This window comes from Wenzhouxiangella psychrophila, from assembly GCF_042310375.1.
Lineage (GTDB): Bacteria > Pseudomonadota > Gammaproteobacteria > Xanthomonadales > Wenzhouxiangellaceae > Wenzhouxiangella.
Window position 1 is genome coordinate 1 of record NZ_JBHJMQ010000014.1, and the last position, 24,076, is coordinate 24,076.

Genomic DNA, 24,076 nt, shown 5'->3' on the forward strand with positions numbered 1-24,076 from the left:
GACGCTGCCCCTTGCTCGCTGCCCGCACGGAGCTAGGCGAATCGACTGCTCGACGTTTGGCAACGAGCCGGATGCTGAAAAGCACAAGTGCTATAACTAAGAACTATGTGGATTAAGTGAGGATCGGTCGATTGGGGTAGCGAAGTTCCTTCTAAGTGCGATCTCACGGGCTGGGCTTGGTGGTTTCTTCATAAAATCAGTGTTTTGAAAGGTTGCGCCAGCGCCTTTATTGCGGCGTTTTTCCTCTTAACGCGCAATTTTCTTACCTGACTGCGCGCCTTGTTCTTATTTTGCCGTTCAAAACGGTGCGCTTCAATCGTAGGCCGACTCGACACGGTTGAACAAGCATGGCGAGCAAATTATTGGATCGGCTGCGGGCAGCGATTCGGGCCCGGCACTACAGCCATCGCACCGAAGAGGCCTACGTGCACTGGGCCCGGCGATTCATTCTGTTTCACGACAAGAAGCATCCCGCCGATATGAGCAAGCGGCAGGTGGAGGCTTTTCTGACCCACCTGGCCGTGGATCGCAACGTCGCCGCCTCCACGCAAAATCTGGCGCTGTCGGCCATTCTCTTTCTCTACCGCGAGGTGCTCGAGATCGAGTTGCCCTGGCTGGATGAAGTGGTTCGCGCCAAGAAGCCGGCGCGGATGCCGGTCGTTCTCGAACGCGACGAGGTGCGCATGATCATGGCGCAACTTCCGCCGCCACAGGATCTGGTCGTCAAGCTGCTGTATGGCTCCGGGCTCAGGCTGATGGAAGCCTTGCGGCTTCGCATCAAGGACGTCGATCTGAATCGCCGTGAACTGATCATTCGCGACGGCAAGGGCGCGAAGGACCGCGTCACGGTGTTGGCCGATGCCTGCCGCGAGGGACTGGAGCAGCAGATCGAGCAGTCACTGGAGCTACTGGCGCTCGATCGCAAACTCGATCGGGGCGGCGCGATCCTTCCCCACGCCCTGGATCGAAAGTATCCGCATGCCCGCTTCGAGCCCGGCTGGCAGTACATCTTTCCCTCGCGGCGGGTGGCCATGGATCCCCGGTCGGGTCGGGTGGGTCGTCATCACCTGTTCGATTCCACCGTCCAGAAGGCCGTCAAGCGCGCGGCGCGCCACTGCAGGATTCGCAAGCCGGTGACCTGCCACACGTTCCGTCACAGCTTTGCCACGCACTTGCTCGAGTCCGGATCGGATATCCGCACCGTCCAGCAGTTGCTGGGCCATTCGGATGTTCGCACGACGATGATCTATACGCACGTGATCAATCGCGGTGCAATGGGAGCACGCAGTCCTTTGGACGCCGTCTAGCCGACCTGGAATATCTGGATGCAGTTGCCGCAGGTGTCGTCAAGCACGGCCATTCGCGTCGGACCCATGTCGGTTGGCTCCATGCTGAATTCGACGCCCAGACCTTTGAGGCGCCCGTGCTCTCGATTCACGTCGTCAACCTGGAAGGCGGTCAGGGGGATGCCCGCTTCGTGGAGCGCTTTTTGGTAATCGCGGGCCGGCTCGAAGCTCATCGGCTCGAGGACCAACTGAGTGCCGTCGGGTTCTTCGGCCGAGACGACGGTTAGCCATCGATGCTCGCCCATCGGGATGTCGGTCTTTTTCACGAAGCCGAGCTTTTCGGTGTAGAAGGCCAGGGCCTTGTCCTGATCGTCGACCATGACGCTCGTGAGTGGGATTTTCATGTGATTCTCCTTGTCGCTGCCTGCCATCGGTCGATTATCGGCATGGGGTAATCGGCGCGCTTATCGAGAATTGCTTTTCGGTATCGGGAAGGCGGCACGCCGCTGCTACGACGGAACAGCAAGGAGAAGGATGCCACGCTTGTGTAGCCCACCACCAGGCAGGCCTGTGTCACGGAAGCGCCCTGGCCGAGCAGTTCTCGAGCGCGGCGCAGTCGAACCTCGCGCAGGTAGCGGCCGGGCGTCTGGCCGTAATGGCGCTGGAAAAGACGGATGAAATGGTGTTGCGAAAGGCAGGCCCTGGCCGCAATGGCGTGCAAGTCGATGGGGCGGGCGTAATGCCGGTGGATGTATCGGCGCGCCGCCTGAACGAGTCGGGTTCGACGCCGGGTCGGAAAGAGCTCGGCGTTCAACCGGTGTAAGGTGTTCGAGTAGGTGTCCATGGAAATTGCGGCGCGGGTGTGGGCGGTCGGCACGCTACCGCCATGGCCCGCCCATTACGCAGCGTCCCCGGTGCCAGTCTAGCGAGCCCGGATACAGGGTTCAAATTCGGGGCTGGGAGGTCCCGGATCATCGCTTTGCGATGTCCGGGACGACAGGCATGTTGGCCGCTGGCGGCAGCCAGCGGCCGACCCGGGTTCAGTCCAGTTCTTTGAGCAGCGCTTCCATCGAGGCCTTGGCGTCGCCGTAGAACATGCGGGTGTTGTCCTTGAAGAACAGCGGGTTCTCGATGCCGGAGTAACCGGTGCCGCTTCCGCGCTTGCACACGAACACTTGTCTTGCCTTCCACACTTCGAGCACCGGCATGCCGGCGATCGGGCTGCCCGGGTCGTCCTGGGCGGCCGGGTTGACGATGTCGTTGGCGCCGATGATGATGACCACGTCGGTGTCGGGGAAGTCTTCGTTGATCTCTTCCATCTCGAGCACGATGTCGTAGGGCACCTTGGCCTCGGCCAGCAGCACGTTCATGTGCCCCGGCAGGCGACCGGCAACCGGATGGATGGCGAAGCGTACGCTCTTGCCCTGGTCGCGCAGTTTCTTGGTCAGCTCGGAGACCGCGGTCTGCGCCTGGGCGACGGCCATGCCGTAGCCGGGCACGATGATGATGCTGTCGGCATCATTCACCGCCGAGCCCACGGCATCAGCGTCAGCGGCAATCATGTCGCCCTCCACCGCCGCCGAACTGCTGGACTCCCCACCCCAGCCGCCGAGGATCACGGAAACGAAGCTGCGGTTCATGCCCTTGCACATGATGTAGGACAGGATCGCGCCGGAGGAACCGACCAGCGCGCCGGTGACGATGAGCAGGTCATTGCCCAGCGTGAAGCCGATGGCCGCGGCGGCCCAGCCCGAGTAGGAGTTGAGCATCGACACCACCACGGGCATGTCGGCGCCGCCGATGGCCATGATCAGGTGGCAGCCGATCAGGCCGGCGATGACGGCCACAGCGATCATCGTCCACAGACCCGCGCCGCCGAGATAAAGCGCGCCGAGCACCAGGCAGGAGATGATGGCGGCCAGATTGAGCATGTGGCGGCCGGGCAGCGTGAGCGCCGCGGAGCTGAGTTTTCCGGACAGCTTGCCGTAGGCAATAATGGAGCCGGTAAAGGTGATCGCCCCGATCAGGATGCCGAGGAACAGCTCGACCTTGAGGATGTTGAGTTCCACTGCCGATTTCTTGGCGATGGTCGCCGCGAAGCCGGCCAGCTCGGCAACCGTGCCGGCGTCTTTCGCGGCCAGCGCCACGGCCATCTCCAGGTGCGCGTTGATACCGATGAACACGGCAGCCAGCCCGACCAGGCTGTGGAAGCCGGCGACCAGTTCGGGCATTTGCGTCATCTGCACGCGCTTGGCGACGAACCAGCCGATGACGCCGCCGATGGCAACCAGCAGCGCGATCATCGGGTACTGGCCCACGCCCGGGGTGCCGATGGTGGCCAGCACCGCCAGCGCCATGCCGACGATGCCGTACCAGATGGCGCGCTTGGCCTTTTCCTGGTTGGCGAGCCCGCCCAGCGCGAGGATGAAGAGTACTGCCGCGACGACGTAGGCGGCGGTGATCAGTCCGTTACTCATGAATCATTCCCTTTAGCTGCGCTTGAACATGGCGAGCATGCGGCGGGTCACGAGGAACCCGCCGAAGATATTCACCGACGCCATCAGGATCGATGCCGCGGCCAGCACGAACACGATCGAATTGCCGGAGGCCACCTGTAACAGGGCGCCGACAATGATGATCGACGAGATCGCGTTGGTAATCGCCATCAGCGGCGTGTGCAGCGAGTGCGCCACGCCCCAGATCACGTGGTAGCCGACGAACACCGCCAGCACGAACACGATGAAGTGCTGCATGAAACTCGGCGGCGCCACCGCGCCGACGCCAAGGCACAACAAGCCGCCGATGCCCAGCATCCAGCCGGTGCGGTTGAGCGAGGCTTTCAGGGCCGCCGCTTCGCGCTCGGCCTTTTGTTCGGCCGTCTCTTCGGGCTCCTTCTTCTTCGGCTTGGCCGCGGCAATGGCCTTGGTCTTCGGCTCGGGCGGCGGCCAGGTGATCTCGCCTTCGTGGCAGACCAGCGAGCCGCGGATGACGTCGTCTTCCATGTCGATGACCGGCTTGCCGTCCTTCTCCGGCGTCAGGTCGTCGAGCATGTGCCGGATATTGGTGGCGTAGAGGTTGGACGACTGCGTGGCCATGCGGCTGGGAAAATCCGTGTAGCCGATGATGGTCACGTCGTTGTCGGTGACGATGCGCTCGTCCTTCTTCGTGAGCGTGCAGTTGCCGCCGCGCTCGGCGGCGAGGTCGACGATCACCGAGCCCGGCTTCATGGCCTCGACCATGTCGTCGGTCCAAAGCTCCGGCGCCGGGCGGTTGGGAATCAGCGCGGTGGTGATGACGATATCAACCTCGGGCGCCAGCTCGCGGAACTTCTCCAGCTGCTTCTCGCGGAACTCCGGGCTGGACGGCGCCGCGTAGCCGCCGGTCTCGGCACCGTCCTGCTGATCCTCTTCAAAATCCAGGTAGACGAACTCCGCGCCCATCGACTCGATCTGCTCGGCCACTTCGGGGCGCACGTCAAAGGCCAGGGTGATCGCGCCCAGCGAGGTCGATGTGCCAATCGCCGCCAGGCCGGCCACGCCGGCGCCGACGACCAGGACATTCGCCGGCGGCACCTTGCCGGCGGCGGTCATCTGGCCCATGAAGAAGCGGCCGAAGTTGTTGCTCGCCTCGACCACGGCGCGGTAGCCGGCGATGTTGGCCATCGACGAGAGCGCGTCCATCTTCTGTGCCCGGCTGATGCGCGGCACCATGTCCATGGCCAGCACGGACATGTTTCTGGCCTTCATTTTTTCCAGCAGGTCTTCGTTGTTCGCCGGCCAGACGAAGCTGATCAGGGTCTTGCCCTCGGGTGCGGCGTCGATCTCCTCGTTGGAGGGTTCGCGCACCTTCACGATGATATCGGCCTGCTGCCAGAGCGCCTCGGCGGAGTCGACGACTTCCACGCCGGCATCCTTGTACGCCTGGTCGGTAAACGACGCGGCCAGCCCCGCGCCCTTTTCGACCAGGCATTCGTAGCCCAGCTTCTTGAGCCGGCCCGCGCTCTCGGGTGTGAGCGCAACCCGCGCTTCGCCCGGTGCGGTCTCTTTCGGTGCACCTACTTTCATTCCATGCGCTCCTGGAAAATCCTGTTGGGGTGGCCCCGCCTTCGACGAGGCCGGTTCCCTCTCTGAAGGGGTCGTCGCCCGATCAGCGCCACCCCCTTTCTCCTTCAAGATGCTAGTCCACTCCGCCGGGCCCGGCAACTTCCGGCCCGACCGGCATCCCGTTCGATACTTGTTAGCCCGCGACCTTCTTCAGCGCCTCGCTCGCCGCGCCCACGGTTTCGGTGACGTCGGCGGCGGTGTGGGCGCTGCTGACGAAGCCGGCTTCGAAAGCCGACGGGGCCAGGTAGATGCCGGCATCGAGCATCGCGTTGAAGAAGGTCTTGAAGTGCTCGATATTGCAGGCGGCGGCCTGTTCGAAGTTGGTGACTTTTTCGGCATCGGTGAAGAAGTAGCCGAACATGCCGCCCACCGCCACGGTGGCCATGGGCACGCCGGCGTTGTCGGCGGCCTGCTTGAAGCCTTCGGCCAGTTGCGTCGTGCGGGCTTCCAGTCTTTCGTAGAAGCCTTCCTCGCGCAGCAGTTCCAGGTTGGCGATGCCGGCGGCCATGGCGACCGGATTGCCCGACAGGGTGCCGGCCTGGTAGACCGGGCCTTCGGGCGCGACCAGCTTCATGATCTCGTGCTTGCCGCCGAAGGCGCCGACGGGCATGCCCGCGCCGATGACCTTGCCGAACGTGGTCAGGTCGGGGATGACGCCGTAGCGGCCCTGGGCGCCGGTGGGACCGACGCGGAAGCCGGTCATGACCTCGTCGAAGACGAGGACAGCACCGTGCTCGTCGCAGATCTGGCGCAGGCCTTCCAGGAAGCCGGGTACGGGTGGTACGCAGTTCATGTTGCCGGCCACGGGCTCGACGAAGACGCAGCCGATTTCGTCGGGGTACTCGTCGAACAGTCGGCGCACGCTGTCGAGGTCGTTGTAGCGGGCGTTGAGCGTGAGCTCCGCCAGCGCGGCGGGCACACCCGGCGAAGTCGGCACGCCCAGGGTCTGCGCACCGGACCCGGCCTTGACCAGGAAACTATCGCCGTGGCCGTGGTAGTTGCCCTCGAACTTGATGAAGCGGTCTTTCCCCGTGGCCGCGCGCGCCACGCGCAGGGCCGACATGGTGGCCTCGGTGCCGGAGTTGACCATGCGAACCCGCTCGAGCGAGGGAATCATTTCGCACAGCATCTCCGCCATGGTCACCTCGCCCTCGGCGGGTGTGCCGAAACTCAGGCCCTTGGCGGCAGCTTTCTGCACCGCCTCGATGATGTGCGGATGGGCGTGGCCGCAGATCATCGGGCCCCAGGAGCCGACGTAGTCGATGTAGCGCTTGCCGTCGACGTCGAACATGTAGGCGCCTTCGGCGTGATCGAAGAAGATCGGCTCGCCGCCGGTGGCGGAGAAGGCGCGAACGGGGGAGTTGACGCCGCCGGGAATGCGGGCGCGGGCGCGGGTGAACAGGTCGTGGCTGGCGGTCATGGCGTTTTGAACAGCTCCTGGAACCGGCAAGTTCGGGTTTGGATTTCGGGCAGACAGTTTAAGGCATGGCGTTCGATCGGCGGGCCGGTTGTCGGACGCGATGCGCCGGGCAGGGTTGGCCTGCCGCCCGCATCACCTCTATAATTACATATATGCATAGGCGTATATCGACATGACGACCGAACGCTTCTTCCGGGCGCTGGCCGACCGAACACGGCTGGACTGCCTGCTGCTGTTGCTCGGCGAGCGCGAAATGTGCGTGTGCGAGCTTGTCCACGCACTGGCGCTGTCGCAGCCGAAGGTCTCGCGGCACCTGGCACAGTTGCGCGATGCGGGCATCGTGGCCGACGAACGCCGCGGCCAGTGGGTCTACTATCGCCTGCATCCCGTGCTGCCCGACTGGTCGCGCAAGGTCCTCGAGACCGTGCGCGAGGACCAGGCGCTCGAAGACTACCGCAAGCGCCTGGCGGCCATGCCCGACCGGCCCTTTGCCGCCTGCGACTAATTGATCGTGACTGACATCCTGTTTCTTTGCACCGGCAATTCCTGCCGCTCGCAGATGGCCGAGGGCTTTGCCCGGGCGATGGCCGGCGACCGCGCCGGCGTTGCCTCGGCCGGCATCGAGGCCCACGGCCAGAATCCCCGGGCGGTGGCGGTGATGCGCGAGGCCGGCGTGGACATCTCCGAGCAGCAATCAACGCGGGTCGACGATGACATGCTGGCCGCGGCCGACCTGGTGGTAACCGTCTGCGGCCACGCCGACGAACACTGCCCGGTGCTGCCGCCCGGTGTCCGGCGCATCCACTGGCCGCTGCCCGACCCGGCCCGGGCGACGGGCGAGGAAGCGGAAATCATGCGTCAGTTCCGCGCCGTGCGCGACGACATTCGCCGCCGCGTCGAGGACCTGCTTGCAACCGAACTCCAATCGCACTAGCCGGAAATCTGAATGAACACGGAAACCACCCGCACCATGGATGAGCAGGACTTGCCCGACATCAAGGAGGGGATGGGGCTTTTCGAGCGCTACCTGTCGATCTGGGTCGCGCTGGCGATCGTTGTCGGCATTGCCGTCGGCCAGTTCCTGCCGGCCGTGCCCGACACCCTCTCGCGCTTTGAATACGCCCATGTCTCGATCCCGGTGGCGATCCTGATCTGGGCGATGATCTACCCGATGATGGTGCAGATCGACTTCGGCGCGATCCTGGGGGTACGCCGCCACCCGCGCGGCCTGGTCATCACCACCACCGTCAACTGGCTGATCAAGCCGTTCTCGATGTTCGCCATCTCGTGGCTGTTCCTGATGGTGGTCTTCGCGCCGCTCATTCCGGACACGCTTGCGCGCGAATACCTTGCCGGCGCCATCTTGCTGGGCGCGGCGCCGTGCACGGCGATGGTGTTCGTCTGGAGCTACCTGACCCGCGGCGACGCGGCGTATACCCTCGTCCAGGTTGCGGTCAACGACCTGATCATGCTGTTCGCCTTCGCCCCGATCGTTGTGTTCCTGCTCGGTATTTCCGATATCAGCGTGCCCTGGAATACGGTGGCGCTGTCAGTTCTGCTGTATATCGTGATCCCGCTTTTCGCCGGCTACCTGACCCGCATCACGCTGATCCGCCGGCGCGGCAGCGAATGGTTCGACAACGTGTTCATGAAGCGCATCGGCCCGATCACGCCCATCGGGTTGATCATCACGCTGGTGCTGTTGTTCGCCTTCCAGGGCGAGGTGATTCTGGAAAACCCCCTGCACATCGCGCTTATCGCCGTGCCGCTGATCATCCAGACCTTCCTGATCTTCTTCATCGCCTACGGCTGGGCCCGTCTGTGGCGCGTGCCGCACAAGGTCGCCGCGCCGGGCGCCCTGATCGGCGCGAGCAATTTCTTCGAGCTGGCCGTCGCCGCGGCCATCGCCCTGTTCGGGCTGCATTCGGGTGCTGCCCTGGCCACCGTTGTCGGCGTGCTGGTCGAAGTGCCGCTGATGCTTGCGCTGGTGCGCATCGCCAACCGCACGCGCAGCCACTTTCCGACCATGGCGCAGGCCGAGGGCCGGGCTTGAGCGCAGGCATCGAGATCACCCAGGACGCGCGCCGCTGGCTCGCCCGCCGCAACAAAGCGGTCATGGTCAGGATCTCGCCGCGGCACGGCTGCTGCGGCGGGATGGCCGGCGTGCCGGTCGCCGAGCCGGGGACGCCCGAGAATGCGTCGGACTACCGGCACGAGCGCATCGGGGACATCGACGTCTACATCGACCTCGATCTCGATGAAGCCGGGACCCTGACGATCCGCCTGGAGGGCCTTTGGGGCCTGCGGCGCCTGTTCGTCGAGGGCGCGGACCTGAGTGGATCGGGGCGGCCAGCAGGCATGGCGTGATGTGCGCCCTGCTTGGGCGCGGCTTTCGATAGAATGCCCCTCAACTTTAACGACTACCGGATTGCAAGTGAGCGAAGAGCAACCCTACAAGACCTGGATGTGCATCGTCTGCGGCTTTATCTACGACGAGGAGAAGGGCTGGCCCGACGACGGTATCCCCGCCGGAACGCGCTGGGAAGACGTCCCCGAAGACTGGCTCTGCCCCGATTGCGGTGCCGGCAAGGAAGACTTCGAGATGATGGAGATCTAGAGAAGCCCCGATTCCCAACGACCGTCCGGCCATAGCCGGAACCAGCGCGCGGACGGACCCTGCTCGCTCGGGGTGAATCTTGGCGCGTCTGAAATACCGTTGGCCGCGGTCGACGGCGCCGACAGGCAAGCGACGCCGTCCTTTTCTCCCTCGTAGATCTGGTGCACGTGGCCGAAGGCGACCGCCTTGACCGGCTTGCCCGCCAGCTTTTCCCATAGCCGCCCGGGTTCCACCAGGGGATACTTGTCGATCCAGGGCGAGCCCACCGGCAACGGCTGGTGATGCACGAACACCAGCGCCGGCCGTTGGTCGTCCATGTGGTCGACGGGCGCCAGTCGTTCTTCATCCATTTCGCCTTCGGGACGATTGGGCCAGGCCGAATCGAGCAGGACGACCTGCCAGCCGCCGACCTCAATCCGGGGGCCGGCCTCGAACCCCAGCTCGTCGAAAACCTCGGCCATGACCGGTCGCTCGTCGTGGTTGCCGGGAATCCAGGCAATCCGCGGCGCCAGATCGCGCACGAAACCGCCCATGCGCCAGTAGGATTCCGGCGAGCCGTCTTCGGAGACATCGCCGGAGAGCACGATGACCTCGGGCGAGAGATTCCTGATCGCATCGCGCAAGCTGGCCAGGTTGGCGTCGGCCAGCTGGCCGCGGTAGCGCGCCTGCGGGTCTTTCGACAGGTGACTGTCGGACAATTGCAGGAGGGTGACGGGTTGCGAAGTGGCGGCAGGTAGATTCATACCACTCAGGATATCGCAGAGCAGAATTGAGCTCGTCTAAGAATCTGGAACCACGGAAAGCACCGAATTACACGGAAGGGCGGAAAAACAATTCATATTCTTCCGTGTATTCCGTGCCTTCCGTGGTTACATCATTCTTTCCGCGGCGGCTGGGTTGTTTGATCCGGGGCATCTGAGCCACTTTTTCGGCGTTCCCGGAAGGCGCCGACGATGACCGTGACGACCAGCATGATCATTTCATCGATGAAGGGAATGGGGTCGGGGATGAACAGGTTGGCGCCGAACAGGCCGGCCAGGATCAGGAACAGGGTGGGAAAGCGCCGCCGCTCGAGAAAGCGCTGGATCGGGCCGAAAAGTTTCTTGAAGATCCACATGTTGTTTACTGCTCCGCCATTTGCGCCACGTTACCCACTTCGATCCGGTCGCCGGGTTCCAGCCCCAGTTCGGCCGCCAGTCCGCCATTGATCTCGAGCACGTAACGCGCCGGGCCCTCACTGGGATAGCTGGGGCAGCGGCCGCTGCGCGAGCGGCACGGCGGGGTGTCGGCGCTGATGCTGACCACGCGCAGGTCGCGATCGAGGTAGATGATATCGAGCGGAATGCGCGTGTTCTTCATCCAGAAAGACCGCGGCCGTTCATTGGAAAAGATGAACAGCATGCCGTGGTCTTCGGGCATCTCGTCGCGGAACATCAGCCCCTGCGCACGGGTGGCGTTGTCGTCGGCGATTTCCACGCTAAAGCGCTTGCCCTCGACTTCCACATAGGGCTCACCGGCATCGCAGGCCGCCAGGGCCAGCATCGCCGTCGCCGTTACCGCGAGCTTGATCAGGTTATTGGCCATGGATTGGCATCATAGCGTCTTGGAGCTTTGGAGGCATTAGCTCTTTGTCTCACGCAAAGCCGCAGAGGACCCAGAGAAAAACAGTTAAGAATAATTTTGGTTTTCTCTGCGCGCCCTCTTCGCTCTGCGCCTCTGCGCCTCTGCGTGAGAACGTCAACGTATGCGCTCCCGCCACTTAGTCCGCTTGGCCACCCACGTAGGTCTCCAGCCACTGTTGCTGTTCCCAAAGCATGTGCAGCAGCGAGGCGCGGGCGCGGTAGCCGTGGGACTCGTAGGGCAGCATCACCAGCCGCGCCTGTGCGCCCAGCCCCTTGAGGGCGTCGAACATGCGCTCGGACTGCATCGGGTAGGTGCCGGAGTTGTTGTCTTCCATGCCGTGGATCATCAGCATGGGCTCGTCGATCTTTTCAGCGTGGAAGAACGGCGAGGCGGTGGCGTAGACGTCCTGCGCCTCCCAGAAATCGCGCTCCTCGCCCTGGAAGCCGAAGGGCGTGAGCGAGCGGTTGTAGGCACCAGAGCGCGCGATGCCGGCGGCGAACAGGTCGCTGTGGGCGAGCAGGTTAGCCACCATGAAGGCGCCGTAGGAGTGCCCAGCGATGGCGATGTGCTCGGGGTCGGCAATGCCGCGCTCGGTCAGCACGTCCACCGCGGCCTGCGCGCTGGCCACCAGCTGGGGGCGGAAGTTGTCGTTGGGCTTGTCGTCGCCGACGCCGACAATCGGCATCTTGGGGTCGTCGAACACGGCATAGCCCAGCGCCAGGTAGGGCAGCGGGCCCCAGAAACTGACCTGGTTGAACTCGTAGGGCGACTCGCGCACCTGCCCGGCCACCGCCGAGTCCTTGTACTCCAGCGGATAGGCCCACATCAGCACCGGCAGCGGGCCGTCGCCTTCCTCGTAATCGGGCGGCAGGTAAAGCGTGCCGCTGAGATCGACACCGTCATCGCGCTGGTACTTGATCAGCTCCTTGGAAATGCCCGTCATTTGCGGGTGCGGGTGCGGAAATTCCGTGACCTGCTCAAGCGTGTCCGCATCGAGGTCGCGCATGAAAAAGTTGGGTTGCTCGTCGCGCGCCTCGCGCAGGGTGAGCAGGCGATTGCCGCTGTCATCGAGGACGTCCTGGACACGTTCATAGTACGGCGCTTCGGAGTGCCAGAGCCGCTTCGTCTCATCCGTGGAAAAGTCGTGGCGATCGAGGAAGGGAACATTGCCTTCCGGTGAAGCACCCTGGCCGGTCAGCAGCACCTTGTCCCCGTCGAAAACGTGGATGACCTGGGTTCCGAACTCGCCGCGGGTGGTGACCGGCTGGCCGGGATCGTTGTAGGCGTCGTTGTAGGAACGCTCGTTGAACAGCACCGGCTCGGCGTCCGGGTTGCCCGGCTCGATGCGCCAGATTCGCAGCTTGCGGTCGGAGAAGCGCCAGTCGATGAACACCGCCAGCTCGTCATTGCCCCACTGAAGGCCGGCGTAACGGCGTTCGGTGGCGATCAGTTCCCCGGGCTCGGCCTCGAACGGGGCCGGCCAGGTAAAGACGCGATCGTGAATCTTGACCTCGGCGCTCATGTCGCCGCCGTCCTGCGCCTCGGCCCAAACCAGGGTGGCGGGGACATCGGAACGCCACTGGATGCTGCGCCGACCGCTGCGCACCGAATCGAAGCCCTTGGGAATATCCTCGGCCAGGGGCAGTTCGGCGACCGTTTCGACCATGTTGCCGTCGGCGTCGAGCACCACCGAAGTCAGCGGGAAGCGCGAGTACGGTACCGAGTAGGAAAACGGCTTTTCAAGGGTCTCCAGCAGCGTGTAGCGGGTGTCCGGCGACGGGGCAAAACTCGCGATCAGGCCGGGTTCGGTCAGTTCGGTCACCGAACCATCGAGCTCGACACGGGCAAGCTGCCCGGTGGCCAGGAACTCGAACTGCTCGGCGTCGGCCGGCGTCTCCAGCAGGTCCTGGTAGGTGCGCACCGGCGCCTTGCTGTCAGGATTGGTTTCCTCGATGACCGGGGCGACGGCTGCAAGGCCCGGCTGCGGTAGCTCTTCGCCGTGATTCGCGGCCAGGTTGACCAGCAGGGCGCTTCCGTCGGGCAGCCACTGGTAGGGGCGGGCTGTAAGCACGCCGTTGAGCGGACGATCGGAAAGCTGGCGTGCCTGAGCATCCGCAACGTCGTAGAGCCATAGCGTGCGCCGGTCGTCCCGCTCCAGAATGAAGGCGAGGTGGCGCGAGTCCGACGACCAGGCCGGCGAGGCGATGCGCGCGTCTTCAGGCAGATCGACGTCGATCTCGTCCCCGCTGTCGAGGTTGCGCAGCACGATCGCGTCGTAGGTGCTCGAGCGCGAACGCGAGAAGGTCACCGGCTCGATCCGTAGGCCGGCCAGCTTGAGCTCGTCGCGGGCCACCTCCTCGAGCGGCTTGACCCATTTGTACTCGAATGCCGCCAGCCAGCGCTTGTCGGGCGAGACATTCGATGCCGGCTGCTGCGGCGCATCCACCAGTGCGGTCAGCGCGGGATCGGGTTCGCGGTAGTTGTCGTTGGCCCCGGCCGTGGCGACCAGGCCAAAGAGAATCAGAAAAGCGGCCAACGCTCGCTGCATGGTGTCACCTCGTGAGTATAAAAGGCGCCCAGTATAGCCACCAAAGAAAAGCGCTAACCGCGAAGACGCAAAGAGCGCGAAGAATCCTTGTCTCTCCTTGGCGCTCTTTGCGTCTTTGCGGTTAAAGCTCTTTTCTCTCGCTTCCGCCGCTCAACCGTCGAGCATGGCCTTCAGGGCCGCGATGTTGTCCATGGCGTCTTCGGCGGTGGCTTCCTCGCTGCCGTGGCGGGCCGGCCAGCGGATGGCGCCTTCGGGCAATTCGTCGAGAAAACGGCTGGGGGTGGTCTCGACCTGCTCGCCGCCGCGACGGCGACGGCGGGCGTAGGAAATCTGAAGCTTTCTTTCCGCACGCGTGATGCCGACGTACATCAGGCGGCGCTCTTCCTCGATGGTGTCGTCGTCGACCGAGCGGCTGTGCGGCATCAGGCCTTCTTCGCAGCCGGCCAGCCATACGCGCGAAAACTCCAGCCCCTTGGCGGCATGCAGGGTCATCAGGCGCACCATGTCGGCGCCGTCATGGCGATCGTCGTCGGGCCCGGAGGCCAGGGACACGCGCGCGATCAGCTCCTCGCCCGACTGCACGTCGGCGCTCAGGCGCTCGACCCAGCCGGTGAGGTCCTTGATCGATCGGCGTCGCCGGTCGGCCTTTTTCGGATCGTCGTCGGTCTCGATCAGCCATTCCAGGTAGCCGATGTGGTCGATCATTTCGGCAAAGGCCTCGCCGATGTTGTTTCGCTCGGCGCGATCGTTGAAGTCGATCAGCATATTGGTGAACGACCGGAACCCCCGCTGCGCCTGGGTGGGTAGCTCCGACTGGAACATGGGATCAATGGCCGCTTCGAACAGGCTCTTGTGCGTGGCATCAGCGTAGGTGGCCAGGCGCGACATCGCGCCCGAGCCGAGCCCGCGCCTGGGGGCGTTGGCCACGCGCATGAAGGCGGGATTATCTTCGGGATTGACCAGCAACCGCAGGTAGGCCAGGCAGTCGCGCACCTCGCGCGCATCGAACCAGCTCGGCCCGCCCGAAACCACGTAAGGCAGGCCGTACTCGCGCAACTGCTTTTCGATCGCGCGGGCCTGGAAGTTGGAGCGGTACAGCACCGCGCAATCACCATGGCGCGCGTGGCCGCCGTGGACTTCGGTAACGATCGAACGTGCGATCGACTCGGCCTCGTCGGCTTCGTCGGCGTATTCGACGACCTCGATCCTGTCGCCCGGCCCGTGCTCGCTCCACAGCTGCTTTTCGAACTCGTGCGGATTGCAGCTGATCACCGAGTTCGCGGCCGTCAGGATGTAGCCGGTGGAGCGGTAATTCTGCTCAAGCTTGACCACGGTCAGGCTCGGCCAGTCGGACTTGAGGCTGACCAGGTTTTCCGGGCGCGCGCCGCGCCAGCCGTAGATCGACTGGTCGTCGTCGCCGACCGCGGTGAAAGCACCGGTGTCGGCGGCGAGTTTTCCGAGCAGGCGGTACTGGGCCTCGGAGGTATCCTGGTATTCATCCACCAGCAGGTACTTGAGCTTGTGGCGCCAGCGGGTGCGCAGGACGGGGTCCTCGAGCATCTTGGCCGGCAGTGCGATCAGGTCGTCGAAGTCGACCGCATTGAGTGCGGCCAGGCGTTCCTGGTAACCGGCGTAGATTTCGGCCGCACGGGCGGCGTTCTCGCTGGTGGCCGCGGCGTGGGCCTGTTCGACATTCAAGCCGGCGTCCTTGTAGCGCCCGATGCCGGCCTGCACCGCGTAAACCATGTCACCGGGCGCGCCCGAGGGCAGCAGTTCCCGCACCAGGTCGCCGGCGCCGTGCTGGTCGAGAATGCTCAGGCCCTTGCGCCGACCGGCAGCCTCGGGCTCGGCGCGCAGGATCTGCCAGCCCAGGGAGTGAAAGGTCGAGATGGTCAGGCCCTCGATGCGCTTTCGCCCCAGGCGCTTGCCGATGCGCTGGCGCATTTCGCGCGCGGCCTTGTTGGTGAACGTGATCGCCGCAATCTCGCGCGCGCCGTAGTGGCCCTGGTCGATCAGCCAGGCGATTTTCTCGGTGATCACCCGCGTCTTGCCCGACCCCGCCCCGGCGAGGACCAGCAGCGGCGTGTCGATATGGGTAACCGCGGCGTGCTGGGCCGGATTGAGTTTGATGGCGGGCTTCGACATGGGCGCGGCATTGTAGCGGAAAGATGATTCTACTCGCCGAAAGAATTGCGGGTTCCGGGTTCCAGGTTCGGGGTTCCAGGTTCGGGGTTCCGGGTTCGGGGTTCCGGGGTTCGGGACCGGTTCCGATGCCCCAGAAGCCCCGGCCTACACCGCGCCCCGCTTGTCGACACCGAGCCAGCGGCTTCGCCCAACGCGCCTGAACCCTGAACCCTGAAACCTGAACCCCTCCTTTAAACGATATACTCCCAACCCATGCGCTTGCTGCTCTCCCTCACCATCTTGTTCACCGCCCTGCTCGGCGCCGCGCCATCTATTGCTACGGATATCACCCGCATCGAGCTGCACCAGCGCGAAGACGTGATGCAGGCGCAGCAGCGTTTCGTGGGCAACCTGCGTGCGCAGGCCCAGCGCGAGGGCATCGTGGTGAAGGTGCCGCAGCTGTTCGTTTATTTCACCGACCGGAGCAGCGCCTGGCACTTGCTGGGATTCCGACGCGGTTTCGAGCGGGAACTGGGCCTGACCTACGAGCACGGTCGACGCGAACGTTCGATGGTGAACCTCGAGCGGCTGCTCGATCGCACGCTCACGCCCGAAGGCGAACGCTACACTCACGAGGATCTGCCCGAGGCCGACATCTACCTGCTTCTGTATCGCCGCGAAGACTGTGACGATTGCCGGCTGGTGGAATCAACCCTGGGCGACTGGCTGGGTGAACGACAGAACCTGGATGCGGTCTGGTTCGACGTCTGGGTGGATCGGCACAAAGCGGACTGATTCATCGAGCATGGCCAAGCTCTATTTTTATTATTCGACCATGAATGCCGGCAAGACGACGGTCTTGCTGCAGTCGGCCTGGAACTACCTCGAACGCGGCATGCGGCCTCTGCTGATCAGCCCCGGCATCGACGATCGCGCCGGCGGCGGCGTGATCCGTTCCCGCGTGGGTATCGAACAGCCGGCGCTGGCCGTCGGCCCGGATGACGACCTGTTCGAGCTGGTCCAAGGCCAGCTCGACGCCGGCAACATCCACTGCCTACTCACCGACGAGTCGCAGTTTTTTACCCGCGACCAGGTTTACCAGCTCACCGAAGTAGTCGACCGCCTGAAGATTCCGGTGCTGGCCTTCGGCCTGCGCACGGATTTCCGCGGCGAGCTGTTCGAAGGCAGCCAGTACCTGCTCGCCTGGGCCGACAATCTCAAGGAGCTCAAGACCATCTGCCACACCGGTTCGAAGGCGACCATGGTGGTGCGCGTTGGCGACGACGGCTATGCCGTCACCGACGGTGAGCAGGTGGAGATCGGTGGCAACGAGCGCTACGTCCCGGTCTCCCGCGCCGAGTTCAAACTGGTGTTCTACGGCGGCAAGAAAGTACGCGATTTCGAGACCGTGCAGATCGAGAACCAGCCCGACCTGCTCGATCGCTGAGCGCTCGCTCCGCCCGCCTCACACGGCCGGTCGGGCAGGTGTTCGCCGCGGCCGCATGTATCGCCGATCCAGCCAGTAACCGGCGGCGAAGGCAAGCGCCAGCGGCCCGAACCAGGCCAGGTGCTGGACCACCGTATTGCCCAGTTCCGGAATCAGGCGCATGAGGCCGATCTGCAGGAAGGCGATATGCGTGGCCACGCCGTTGCCGATCATGGCGCCGTAGTGTTCTTTCAGCCACCACTTGGGGTTTTCGGGCCCCTTGCGCATGAACTTGCGGGCCTCGAGCGCGCCGAGCGGTCCGATCAGGCCGAAGATCACCAGGATCCAGGCTTCGTACACCAGGCCCAGACCCGAGACCGTGATTCCGGAAAGCGCCAGCACGACGTTGCTGACTCGGTAGCCCGTGCCGATATAGCCCTGGAAATCCCGCTTCCACCGGATGGACAACCAGGCCAGGCGACAGGCGTGGGTAACCAGCACCACCAGGTATCCGAGGAAGGCCGCGCCCACCCATTGACCTTCCAGGGCGGCGGCGAGCGCCAGCGGCACCGCCGTGATCACGATGCCGATCATCGCCAGCAGGTAGACCCTGCCCACGCGCTTGTGCAGGGGTGATCCCTTCTTCACCAGGGCGGCGGTCCAGAAAGTCGCCAGGGCGACGGTGCCGACCAGCGCGTGGGGCCGGGCAAATCCCGAAAGCATTTCGATCAGTGTCATGGCCTTGTCTCCTTGCGAACGTGCCGTGGCTATACGATCGCGCCAATGCCGCGGCCGTTGAGGTGCCGGAAGTCAGGAAAACCGGGTGCCGAAAGTCATGACTTTTGGCTGCGTGCTTGTGGTCGGCGCAGCGCGCAGCTATACAGGAGTCATGGATCAATACTGGAAAAACGGCGCCCGCGAGCTCGTCACCAGTCCCCTGGCCTGGGCGTCCTACGCGGCCTGGGCCGCGGTGTGGCTGTCCGTCAGCCCCCTGTTCGGGCGACCCGAAGCCACATTCCCCTCGCTCGCCGACGGCCTGTTGCTGGGCTGGCTGGCGCTCTGGGTGCTCTGCCTGCTCGACGAGTCATTCACGCGGCAGGTGCGGGACGTCCTGCTTGTCGGGCTGGCGGGGATGACGGCCGTCATTCTTTGGCTGGTGCCCGCCGGCTCGATGCCTATCCTGATGATCCTGCTGGTGACCCAGTTCGCGGTGCGACTTAACAACATCGGACTGACGCTGGCATTGGTGGCGCTCAACCTGTACTTCGGTGGCGTCATGATCGGCCCCTGGGAAGTCCCGCTGCAGAGCGCGGCGCGTAACCTGCTCGGGCTTTTCGCCTTCCAGATCTTCGCGGTGATGGTGATGCGCTACGCCATGAAGTCCGAGCGCATGGCCGAAGACCTCAAGACGGTGAATGCACGCCTGCTGGCCACCCGCTCGCTGCTCGGCGAGACCGCCCGCGACCAGGAGCGGCTGCGCCTGTCGCGCGAGTTGCACGACGTGGCCGGGCACAAGGTCACGGCCCTGAAGCTGAACCTGCGCGGACTCTCTCGCAGCCTGGACGACGAGGCGGCCGCCGCACAAGTCGGCAAGGCCACCGACCTGGCCGACGAACTGCTGCAGGATCTTCGCTCGGTCGTGAAGCACCTGCGCCAGACCGAGGGGATCGAGCTTTCCGAGAGCCTGCGCGAGCTGGCTCGGCCCTTTCCGCGGCCGAGGCTCGAACTGAAGCTCGACGAACACACGCGCGTGCCGCGCGCAGACCAGGCCGAGACCTTACTGCGGGTGGTCCAGGAGGCGCTCACCAACGCCGCCCGCCACGGTCCCGCCGAGTCGCTGCGCGTGCATCTCCAGCGCGAGGTCGATCGCCTGGTGCTTACCATCGAGGATGACGGGCGCGTCAGCGGAGACATTCGTCCCGGCAACGGCCTGACGGGCATGCGCGAACGACTGGCCGAACTGGACGGATCGCTGGAGATCGCCCGATCCGATACCGGCGGCCTGAAGCTCGTCGCCACCCTGCCTCTGGAGCCGCATTGATGACGATCCGTATCGCCCTGGCCGACGACCAGGCCCTGATTCGGGAAGGGCTGAAATCCGTGATCAACGACCTGCCCGACACGGCCGTGGTGGTCGAGGCCGGCTCGGGCGAACCGCTGCTCGAAGCACTCGAGCACGAGTCGGTCGACCTGATCGTTTCCGATATCCGCATGCCCGGCGTCGACGGCATCGAACTGTGCCGGCAGCTGAAGCAACGCGAAAGCGCACCGCCGGTGCTGTTGCTCACCACCTTCGACGACAGCGCGTTGATGCTGGCGGCCGTCGAAGCCGGCGCGCAGGGTTTCGCCCTCAAGGATATTTCCCCCGAGGATCTCGGCGAGTTAATCAACGCGATCGTCGGTGGTGAAAGTCGACTGCAGCCCATCAGTACCGCCGGCGTGGCCGAACGCTATCCCTACCGCGACGACTCGCCGCCGGCCGACGCCTTCTCCGGCCGCGAGGTCGAGATCATGCGGCTGATCGCCGGCGGTTATTCCAACCGCGAGATCGCCCGCTCGATCCACCTGGCCGAGGGCACGGTCAAGAACTACGTCTCCGACATCCTCGACAAGCTCAATACCCGGGACCGCACCCGCGCAGTTCTAAAAGCCATCACCCTACAGATTATCTAGCGGCTCCAGCCGCAGGCGTCTGCCTGTTTGGCCAACCATCGCGAGAGATGACGCATCGCCGGTTCGTTTGCACGCGAGGTCTTGCAGGCAAAGTGAAATTCATCGCCGGTCCGAAACTCATGGGTGGGCAGGCGCACCAGGTCGGGGTCGGTGGCGGTATCGAGCATGTAGTCATTCGATAGCGCGATGCCCTGGTGGTGGCGCGCGGCCTCCTGCGCCAGGAGCATATGCGAGAAGTGTTGCACGTGGGCTTCGGCCGGCAAGTTTGCTTCGGCGGCTGCGAACCAGCGCCGCCAGTCCTCGCCCGGGCGCTCGAAGATGCTGGCCGCCGAAAGCAGGGTAAAGCGCGAAAGCCACTCGGGCCGGATCGCGCCGCCGCCCTTCTTGCGCAAGCCGGCATCATCAAGCTCATCACGGATGCGGTTCCAGTACTGGCGCGAGCAAACCGCGAACAGACGCTCGACGTAGAGGCGCTCGGACTGATAGCCGCGCTGCTTGTAACGGAACGTGATGTAGCAATCGGCCAGTCGTTCGGACATCAACGGCATGTCGGCGAGCATTTCCAGATCGATATCGAGTTCGGGATGCTGGCGCTGCAGGTGTGGCAGGCGGGGAATCAACCAGCTGACGGCAAAGGAGCTGGGTACCGCCAAGCGCAGGCGCGAGTCGCTGACGCCGCGCAGTTGTTCGCTGGCGCGCTCGATCTGGGCCAGGGCCGGGGCGACGGCCTCGAGGTAATGCTCACCCTGCTCGGTCAGCGCGACGCGGCGGCCGCCGCGCTCGAACAGCGATTCTCCCAGGTGATCCTCGAGCTGGCGAATCTGGTGAGAGACCGCCGACTGGGTGACGTTCAACTCCCTGGCCGCGGCCGAGAAGCTGAGCGTGCGGGCGACGGCCTCGAACACCGGCAGCGCCCTGAGCGGGGGCAGGCGCATTATCTAAATATCTCATGGGTGATGAGTATTCATCATTTTACATAATATTGGCTCGTCGCCAGAATGGCAGCCTTCGACACACCGCCATGTGGAGTACTCGGCCATGTCCGGACGCACCGTCAACAGCGCGATCTTCCTGCTGGTCGTCGGCAACTTGCTGGCGATCTTCTCCGATGCGCTGATCAAGTGGGCCAGCGGCGACCTGGCCGTGTTCCAGTTCGTGGCGGTGCGGCTTGCGTTCACGCTGCTGCTGCTGCTGCCCTTCCTGTCGCTGGTCGACTGGAAAAACTTCTGGGTCGGCTCGCGTGTTCACCTGGTGCGCTCGCACGTGGGCCTGGGTGGCATCCTGTGCATGGTCGTCGCCCTGGGCGCCCTGCCGCTGGCCACCGCCAATGCCATTTTCTATGCCGCGCCGGTGCTGGTGATGGTCTTCGGCGTGCTGTGCTTCGGTGAACGACTGAACAAGTCGAGCCTGTTCGCCGTGATCGGCGGCATGATCGGCGTGCTGATCATCCTGCGTCCGACCGAAATGAACCTGGCCGGCTTCACCGCATTGGGACTGGCCGTGGCGCTGGCGGTCAACGCCCTTCTGGTGCGCAAACTGCCGCGCGAGCAGTCGGTGGTGCACAGCCTGCTTCTGAATTATCTGTTCGCCCTACCCGCGGCGCTGGTGCTGGCATTCATCGAGGGCGCGCCGCTGGATGTTTCTTCACTGGGGGCGGCCTTCGGCTCGGCGCTGTTCATCCTCGGCTACAACATGACGGTGATCCTGGCCTACCGTCACGTCGACGCCAACCAGGTGACCGCCTCGGAATACACGGGCATCGTCTGGGCCTTCGTGATCGGCTGGCTGCTGTTCGCCGAAGTGCCGGACCTGTGGTTCTGGATCGGCACGACGCTGATCGTGGTGCCCTTGCTGGTGCAGGCCCTGCAATCGGCCCGGCCCGCCGGCCGGCGTCGACCAGTGGGCCATGGGGCGCATTGGGTAGCGCTCAGAGCCACTGTGTGGACGCGAATCAAGGCGCGGTTCGCAGGCAAGGCTGGGGGCCCTTGGCAAGAAGCGCAACGCCGAGTCGCGTCCACACAGTGACTCCCGAAGGGCCGCAACACAAGCACCGCGGGCAGCGTTGCACTCGCTTGAATTGGCTACGGCCAGTCCTGCACTCGCGCGCCTTGCCCGCGGTGCTTGTGTTGCGGCTGTGCACTACCCAACGCGCCCCATGGCCCACTAGCACGCAGGTGGGCGGTTCGCGCCGCGCTACCGACCGGCTGTCGGCCGCAAGCGAGGAATCCGAGACGACCCCGATCAGTCAGCCGGTAGCCGCTCGCGGTCGTGCTTGCGATGAAAGTCCAGCGCCGGCCCCAGCGGCACGATGTAGTTCGGATTGATCGTGTCGTGGCTGCCGTAGTAGTGCAGCTTGATGGCGTGGAAGTCGACCGTCTCGGAAATCCCCGGCACCTGGTAGAGCTCGCGCAGGTAGTTCGACAGGTTGGGGTAGTCCTCGATGCGCCGGATATTGCACTTGAAGTGGCCGACGTAGACGGCATCGAAGCGGATCAGCGTGGTGAACAGGCGCCAATCGGCCTCGGTGATGCGTGAACCGCACAGGTAACGGTTTTCGTCCAGCCGGGCTTCGAGTTCGTCGAGGGTTTCGAATAGCGGGATGACCGCTTCCTCGTAGGCCTCCTGGGCGGTGGCGAAGCCCGCCTTGTAGACGCCGTTGTTGACGTTGGTGTAGACGATCGTATTGATCTCGTCGATGGCCTCGCGCAGATCCTCGGGGTAATAGTCACCCTCGAGCGCGCCGACCCCGTCGAAGGCCGAGCTGAGGATGCGCAGGATATCGGCCGACTCGTTGCTGACGATGGTGTTTTCCTGTTTGTCCCACAGCACCGGAACCGTGACGCGACCGGTGTAGTCGCGCTTGGCGGCGGTGTAGACCTGGTGCATGAACTCGGCGTTGTGAATCGGGTCGGGCGTGACCTTGTAGCCGGATTGGAAAGTCCAGCCGTTCTCGCGCATGATCGGGTTGACCACGGAGACGGGGAGCATCTGTTCAAGGCCCTTGAGCTTTCGCATGATCAGCGCGCGGTGCGCCCATGGACAGGCGTAGGCGACATAGAGATGGTAGCGGTCGGGCTCGGCCTTGAAACCACCCTGGCCCTGCGGGCCGGGCGAACCGTCGGCGGTCACCCAGTTGCGAAAGGCGGCCTGGTCACGCTCGAATCGACCGCCGGTGGACTCGGTGTCGTACCACTGGTCGTGCCATACGCCGTCGACGAGAAGTCCCATGTTGCACTCCGTAGAAAGTTTCCAATGCAACTAGTTTAACAATAGGCGATCTGCAGATTGAGAGGCTCGCTTCTTTCAATCTGCGGCCATCTGCGAAATCTTAGGTTTCAAATCCCAGGAGACCCGAAGCTGCAGCGCGAAGAACTACGGTTGCAGAATTCGGCGGCAAAGTTGCTCGCTGGCTTCGATATAGGGGCCGCCGAAGAGGTTGGCGTGATTGAGCATGTGGTAGAGCTTGTAGAAGAAGCGGCGCGTTTCGAAGCCCTCGGGCAGCGGCCATGCGGCTTCGTAGGCCTGGTAGAACGACTCGTCGAAACCGCCGAAGAGGTGGGCCATCGCCAGATCGCACTCGCGGTCGGCGTAGTGCACGGACGGGTCGTAGATCACCGGCACGTCTTCGGACAACGCGGCGGCGTTGCCGCGCCACAGATCACCGTGGATCAGCGACGGCGCCGGTTCGTGCGCGTCGGAGACGCGCATCCAGGCGTCGATCACTTCGTTCTTGAGATCGTTCCAGCCCGAGTCGGGCTGGTTGCGGCGCAGACGGTCGAACTGTGCGCCGAGCCTGTGGGCGGCGAAGAAAACGGTCCATTCGTCGACCGTTGTGTTGGTCTGCGGGGTGCGGCCAATGTAGTTGCTGCGGTGCCAGCCGAACTCGTCGCCCGTGTGGCGATGCATGGCGGCGAGCTGACGGCCGAGCCGCTCGTCGGCGCGCGGACTTCGCTGGTCGAGTTCGAGGTACTCCAGCGCCAGCCAGGCGAAACCGTCGTGCATGCCGCGCCGGATGACCTTTGGCACGCGGACTTCGCCGGTATCGTCCAGGGCCTTCAGCCCGTCGTCCTCAGCCGACAGCAGGCCAGCCTGCTCCAGCGGCAGGGCTTTGACGAAGACGGTTGCGTCGGCAGCACGCAGAAGTGATGCCTCGGCAATGTCGCCGCCGGGGACCGCCTCGATTTTCAGCTCGTGTTCGTCCAGCCCGAGTGTTCTGGCGACAGCGGAAGCCTGTTCGATATCCAGCGGCATTGTTT

25 protein-coding genes are annotated in these 24,076 nt (G+C 64.4%); 11 read left to right on the forward strand and 14 right to left on the reverse strand.

The genetic code is table 11. The features are described from left to right. Nucleotides 1-347 precede the first annotated feature (347 nt). Entirely contained in the window at nucleotides 348-1,307 is a 960-nt protein-coding gene (locus tag ACDC66_RS14340; protein ID WP_376697423.1) for an integron integrase, read from the forward strand. Here the strand turns inward: ACDC66_RS14340 and ACDC66_RS14345 are convergent. From ACDC66_RS14345 to hemL, 5 genes are all read right to left on the reverse strand, one after another. Then, on the reverse strand, nucleotides 1,304-1,690 hold the full coding sequence (locus ACDC66_RS14345; RefSeq protein ID WP_376697424.1) for a VOC family protein: 387 nt from the start codon (nucleotides 1,688-1,690) through the stop codon (nucleotides 1,304-1,306). The two genes, ACDC66_RS14340 and ACDC66_RS14345, sit on opposite strands and share 4 nt — an antisense overlap. Next, nucleotides 1,687-2,163 carry a helix-turn-helix domain-containing protein gene (locus tag ACDC66_RS14350; RefSeq protein WP_376697425.1) on the reverse strand — a complete coding sequence of 159 codons (477 nt, stop codon included), beginning with the start codon at nucleotides 2,161-2,163 and terminating at the stop codon, nucleotides 1,687-1,689. Before ACDC66_RS14350 ends, ACDC66_RS14345 begins: the two co-directional genes overlap by 4 nt. A 163-nt stretch (nucleotides 2,164-2,326) precedes the next feature. After that, entirely contained in the window at nucleotides 2,327-3,763 is a 1,437-nt protein-coding gene (locus ACDC66_RS14355; protein WP_376697426.1) for an NAD(P)(+) transhydrogenase (Re/Si-specific) subunit beta, read from the reverse strand. Nucleotides 3,764-3,775: 12 nt separating this feature from the next. Beyond that, nucleotides 3,776-5,350 (reverse strand): Re/Si-specific NAD(P)(+) transhydrogenase subunit alpha, encoded by a 1,575-nt coding sequence (locus tag ACDC66_RS14360; protein WP_376697427.1) that lies wholly within the window; start codon nucleotides 5,348-5,350, stop codon nucleotides 3,776-3,778. Nucleotides 5,351-5,522: 172 nt separating this feature from the next. Continuing rightward, nucleotides 5,523-6,809, reverse strand: coding sequence for a glutamate-1-semialdehyde 2,1-aminomutase (hemL, locus tag ACDC66_RS14365; protein WP_376697428.1), 1,287 nt, complete (start codon nucleotides 6,807-6,809; stop codon nucleotides 5,523-5,525). A gap of 172 nt (nucleotides 6,810-6,981) precedes the next feature. Here hemL and ACDC66_RS14370 point away from each other — a divergent pair, with 172 nt between their 5' ends. The 5 genes from ACDC66_RS14370 to ACDC66_RS14390 all read left to right on the forward strand — a co-directional run bounded on the left by ACDC66_RS14370 (nucleotide 6,982) and on the right by ACDC66_RS14390 (nucleotide 9,426). Beyond that, nucleotides 6,982-7,314 (forward strand): metalloregulator ArsR/SmtB family transcription factor, encoded by a 333-nt coding sequence (locus ACDC66_RS14370; protein WP_376697429.1) that lies wholly within the window; start codon nucleotides 6,982-6,984, stop codon nucleotides 7,312-7,314. 6 nt (nucleotides 7,315-7,320) lie between these two features. After that, nucleotides 7,321-7,743: an arsenate reductase (thioredoxin) gene (gene arsC, locus ACDC66_RS14375; RefSeq protein WP_376697430.1), complete on the forward strand. Its 423-nt coding sequence runs from the start codon at nucleotides 7,321-7,323 to the stop codon at nucleotides 7,741-7,743. A gap of 12 nt (nucleotides 7,744-7,755) precedes the next feature. Next, complete coding sequence (gene arsB / locus ACDC66_RS14380; RefSeq protein WP_376697431.1) at nucleotides 7,756-8,862, forward strand: ACR3 family arsenite efflux transporter; 1,107 nt, start codon at nucleotides 7,756-7,758, stop codon at nucleotides 8,860-8,862. After that, nucleotides 8,859-9,176, forward strand: a complete 318-nt coding sequence (locus ACDC66_RS14385) for a CC/Se motif family (seleno)protein (RefSeq protein WP_376697432.1) — start codon at nucleotides 8,859-8,861, stop codon at nucleotides 9,174-9,176. Before arsB ends, ACDC66_RS14385 begins: the two co-directional genes overlap by 4 nt. Nucleotides 9,177-9,273: 97 nt before the next feature. After that, on the forward strand, nucleotides 9,274-9,426 hold the full coding sequence (locus tag ACDC66_RS14390) for a rubredoxin (RefSeq protein WP_376697466.1): 153 nt from the start codon (nucleotides 9,274-9,276) through the stop codon (nucleotides 9,424-9,426). Here ACDC66_RS14390 and ACDC66_RS14395 read toward each other — a convergent pair. The 5 genes from ACDC66_RS14395 to ACDC66_RS14415 all read right to left on the reverse strand — a co-directional run bounded on the left by ACDC66_RS14395 (nucleotide 9,423) and on the right by ACDC66_RS14415 (nucleotide 15,742). After that, a complete protein-coding gene (locus ACDC66_RS14395) occupies nucleotides 9,423-10,169 on the reverse strand; it encodes a metallophosphoesterase (RefSeq protein WP_376697433.1) in 747 nt (248 codons plus the stop codon). The two genes, ACDC66_RS14390 and ACDC66_RS14395, sit on opposite strands and share 4 nt — an antisense overlap. Before the next feature lie 131 nt (nucleotides 10,170-10,300). After that, complete coding sequence (locus ACDC66_RS14400) at nucleotides 10,301-10,543, reverse strand: DUF6116 family protein (RefSeq protein ID WP_376697434.1); 243 nt, start codon at nucleotides 10,541-10,543, stop codon at nucleotides 10,301-10,303. Nucleotides 10,544-10,548: 5 nt separating this feature from the next. Next, nucleotides 10,549-11,010: a DUF192 domain-containing protein gene (locus ACDC66_RS14405; RefSeq protein ID WP_376697435.1), complete on the reverse strand. Its 462-nt coding sequence runs from the start codon at nucleotides 11,008-11,010 to the stop codon at nucleotides 10,549-10,551. A gap of 175 nt (nucleotides 11,011-11,185) precedes the next feature. After that, nucleotides 11,186-13,597, reverse strand: coding sequence for a S9 family peptidase (locus tag ACDC66_RS14410; protein ID WP_376697436.1), 2,412 nt, complete (start codon nucleotides 13,595-13,597; stop codon nucleotides 11,186-11,188). A gap of 150 nt (nucleotides 13,598-13,747) precedes the next feature. Next, complete coding sequence (locus ACDC66_RS14415; RefSeq protein ID WP_376697437.1) at nucleotides 13,748-15,742, reverse strand: ATP-dependent helicase; 1,995 nt, start codon at nucleotides 15,740-15,742, stop codon at nucleotides 13,748-13,750. A gap of 252 nt (nucleotides 15,743-15,994) precedes the next feature. On the opposite strand from ACDC66_RS14415, the gene ACDC66_RS14420 reads away from it, so the two are divergent. Next, a complete protein-coding gene (locus ACDC66_RS14420) occupies nucleotides 15,995-16,516 on the forward strand; it encodes a hypothetical protein (protein WP_376697438.1) in 522 nt (173 codons plus the stop codon). A 10-nt stretch (nucleotides 16,517-16,526) separates the two neighbouring features. Then, the gene (locus ACDC66_RS14425) at nucleotides 16,527-17,168 is read left to right on the forward strand and encodes a thymidine kinase (RefSeq protein WP_376697439.1); all 642 of its coding nucleotides are present in this window, start codon (nucleotides 16,527-16,529) and stop codon (nucleotides 17,166-17,168) included. Between the two features lie 18 nt (nucleotides 17,169-17,186). Here ACDC66_RS14425 and ACDC66_RS14430 read toward each other — a convergent pair whose 3' ends face one another. Then, nucleotides 17,187-17,885: a hypothetical protein gene (locus ACDC66_RS14430; RefSeq protein ID WP_376697440.1), complete on the reverse strand. Its 699-nt coding sequence runs from the start codon at nucleotides 17,883-17,885 to the stop codon at nucleotides 17,187-17,189. A 97-nt stretch (nucleotides 17,886-17,982) separates the two neighbouring features. Between ACDC66_RS14430 and ACDC66_RS14435 the strand changes: the two genes are divergently transcribed. Together ACDC66_RS14435 and ACDC66_RS14440 are read left to right on the forward strand one after the other, a co-directional pair. Beyond that, entirely contained in the window at nucleotides 17,983-19,188 is a 1,206-nt protein-coding gene (locus tag ACDC66_RS14435) for a sensor histidine kinase (RefSeq protein ID WP_376697441.1), read from the forward strand. Continuing rightward, on the forward strand, nucleotides 19,188-19,820 hold the full coding sequence (locus tag ACDC66_RS14440; RefSeq protein ID WP_376697442.1) for a response regulator: 633 nt from the start codon (nucleotides 19,188-19,190) through the stop codon (nucleotides 19,818-19,820). Before ACDC66_RS14435 ends, ACDC66_RS14440 begins: the two co-directional genes overlap by 1 nt. Here the strand turns inward: ACDC66_RS14440 and ACDC66_RS14445 are convergent. After that, on the reverse strand, nucleotides 19,817-20,755 hold the full coding sequence (locus tag ACDC66_RS14445; protein ID WP_376697443.1) for a LysR family transcriptional regulator: 939 nt from the start codon (nucleotides 20,753-20,755) through the stop codon (nucleotides 19,817-19,819). The genes ACDC66_RS14440 and ACDC66_RS14445 overlap by 4 nt on opposite strands. 103 nt (nucleotides 20,756-20,858) lie before the next feature. On the opposite strand from ACDC66_RS14445, the gene ACDC66_RS14450 reads away from it, so the two are divergent. After that, a complete protein-coding gene (locus ACDC66_RS14450; RefSeq protein WP_376697444.1) occupies nucleotides 20,859-21,845 on the forward strand; it encodes a DMT family transporter in 987 nt (328 codons plus the stop codon). A gap of 216 nt (nucleotides 21,846-22,061) precedes the next feature. On the opposite strand, the gene ACDC66_RS14455 is transcribed toward ACDC66_RS14450, so the two are convergent. Together ACDC66_RS14455 and ACDC66_RS14460 are read right to left on the reverse strand one after the other, a co-directional pair. Beyond that, nucleotides 22,062-23,048, reverse strand: coding sequence for a glutathione S-transferase family protein (locus ACDC66_RS14455; protein WP_376697445.1), 987 nt, complete (start codon nucleotides 23,046-23,048; stop codon nucleotides 22,062-22,064). Nucleotides 23,049-23,192: 144 nt separating this feature from the next. Next, nucleotides 23,193-24,071, reverse strand: coding sequence for a fructosamine kinase family protein (locus ACDC66_RS14460; protein ID WP_376697446.1), 879 nt, complete (start codon nucleotides 24,069-24,071; stop codon nucleotides 23,193-23,195). Nucleotides 24,072-24,076 lie beyond the last annotated feature (5 nt).

Excerpts from the sequence above, each read along its gene's own strand:
- ACDC66_RS14405 (WP_376697435.1), bottom strand. The coding sequence starts at position 11,010 with ATGGCCAATAACCTGATCAAGCTCGCGGTAACGGCGACGGCGATGCTG.
- ACDC66_RS14440 (WP_376697442.1), top strand. The coding sequence starts at position 19,188 with ATGACGATCCGTATCGCCCTGGCCGACGACCAGGCCCTGATTCGGGAA.
- ACDC66_RS14360 (WP_376697427.1), bottom strand. The coding sequence starts at position 5,350 with ATGAAAGTAGGTGCACCGAAAGAGACCGCACCGGGCGAAGCGCGGGTT.
- ACDC66_RS14455 (WP_376697445.1), bottom strand. The coding sequence starts at position 23,048 with ATGGGACTTCTCGTCGACGGCGTATGGCACGACCAGTGGTACGACACC.
- ACDC66_RS14400 (WP_376697434.1), bottom strand. The coding sequence starts at position 10,543 with ATGTGGATCTTCAAGAAACTTTTCGGCCCGATCCAGCGCTTTCTCGAG.
- ACDC66_RS14450 (WP_376697444.1), top strand. The coding sequence starts at position 20,859 with ATGTCCGGACGCACCGTCAACAGCGCGATCTTCCTGCTGGTCGTCGGC.
- ACDC66_RS14445 (WP_376697443.1), bottom strand. The coding sequence starts at position 20,755 with ATGCGCCTGCCCCCGCTCAGGGCGCTGCCGGTGTTCGAGGCCGTCGCC.
- ACDC66_RS14460 (WP_376697446.1), bottom strand. The coding sequence starts at position 24,071 with ATGCCGCTGGATATCGAACAGGCTTCCGCTGTCGCCAGAACACTCGGG.
- ACDC66_RS14390 (WP_376697466.1), top strand. The coding sequence starts at position 9,274 with ATGTGCATCGTCTGCGGCTTTATCTACGACGAGGAGAAGGGCTGGCCC.
- ACDC66_RS14435 (WP_376697441.1), top strand. The coding sequence starts at position 17,983 with ATGACTTTTGGCTGCGTGCTTGTGGTCGGCGCAGCGCGCAGCTATACA.
- ACDC66_RS14355 (WP_376697426.1), bottom strand. The coding sequence starts at position 3,763 with ATGAGTAACGGACTGATCACCGCCGCCTACGTCGTCGCGGCAGTACTC.
- ACDC66_RS14410 (WP_376697436.1), bottom strand. The coding sequence starts at position 13,597 with ATGCAGCGAGCGTTGGCCGCTTTTCTGATTCTCTTTGGCCTGGTCGCC.
- hemL (WP_376697428.1), bottom strand. The coding sequence starts at position 6,809 with ATGACCGCCAGCCACGACCTGTTCACCCGCGCCCGCGCCCGCATTCCC.
- ACDC66_RS14370 (WP_376697429.1), top strand. The coding sequence starts at position 6,982 with ATGACGACCGAACGCTTCTTCCGGGCGCTGGCCGACCGAACACGGCTG.
- ACDC66_RS14425 (WP_376697439.1), top strand. The coding sequence starts at position 16,527 with ATGGCCAAGCTCTATTTTTATTATTCGACCATGAATGCCGGCAAGACG.
- ACDC66_RS14430 (WP_376697440.1), bottom strand. The coding sequence starts at position 17,885 with ATGACACTGATCGAAATGCTTTCGGGATTTGCCCGGCCCCACGCGCTG.
- ACDC66_RS14395 (WP_376697433.1), bottom strand. The coding sequence starts at position 10,169 with ATGAATCTACCTGCCGCCACTTCGCAACCCGTCACCCTCCTGCAATTG.
- arsB (WP_376697431.1), top strand. The coding sequence starts at position 7,756 with ATGAACACGGAAACCACCCGCACCATGGATGAGCAGGACTTGCCCGAC.
- ACDC66_RS14420 (WP_376697438.1), top strand. The coding sequence starts at position 15,995 with ATGCGCTTGCTGCTCTCCCTCACCATCTTGTTCACCGCCCTGCTCGGC.
- ACDC66_RS14415 (WP_376697437.1), bottom strand. The coding sequence starts at position 15,742 with ATGTCGAAGCCCGCCATCAAACTCAATCCGGCCCAGCACGCCGCGGTT.
- ACDC66_RS14345 (WP_376697424.1), bottom strand. The coding sequence starts at position 1,690 with ATGAAAATCCCACTCACGAGCGTCATGGTCGACGATCAGGACAAGGCC.
- ACDC66_RS14340 (WP_376697423.1), top strand. The coding sequence starts at position 348 with ATGGCGAGCAAATTATTGGATCGGCTGCGGGCAGCGATTCGGGCCCGG.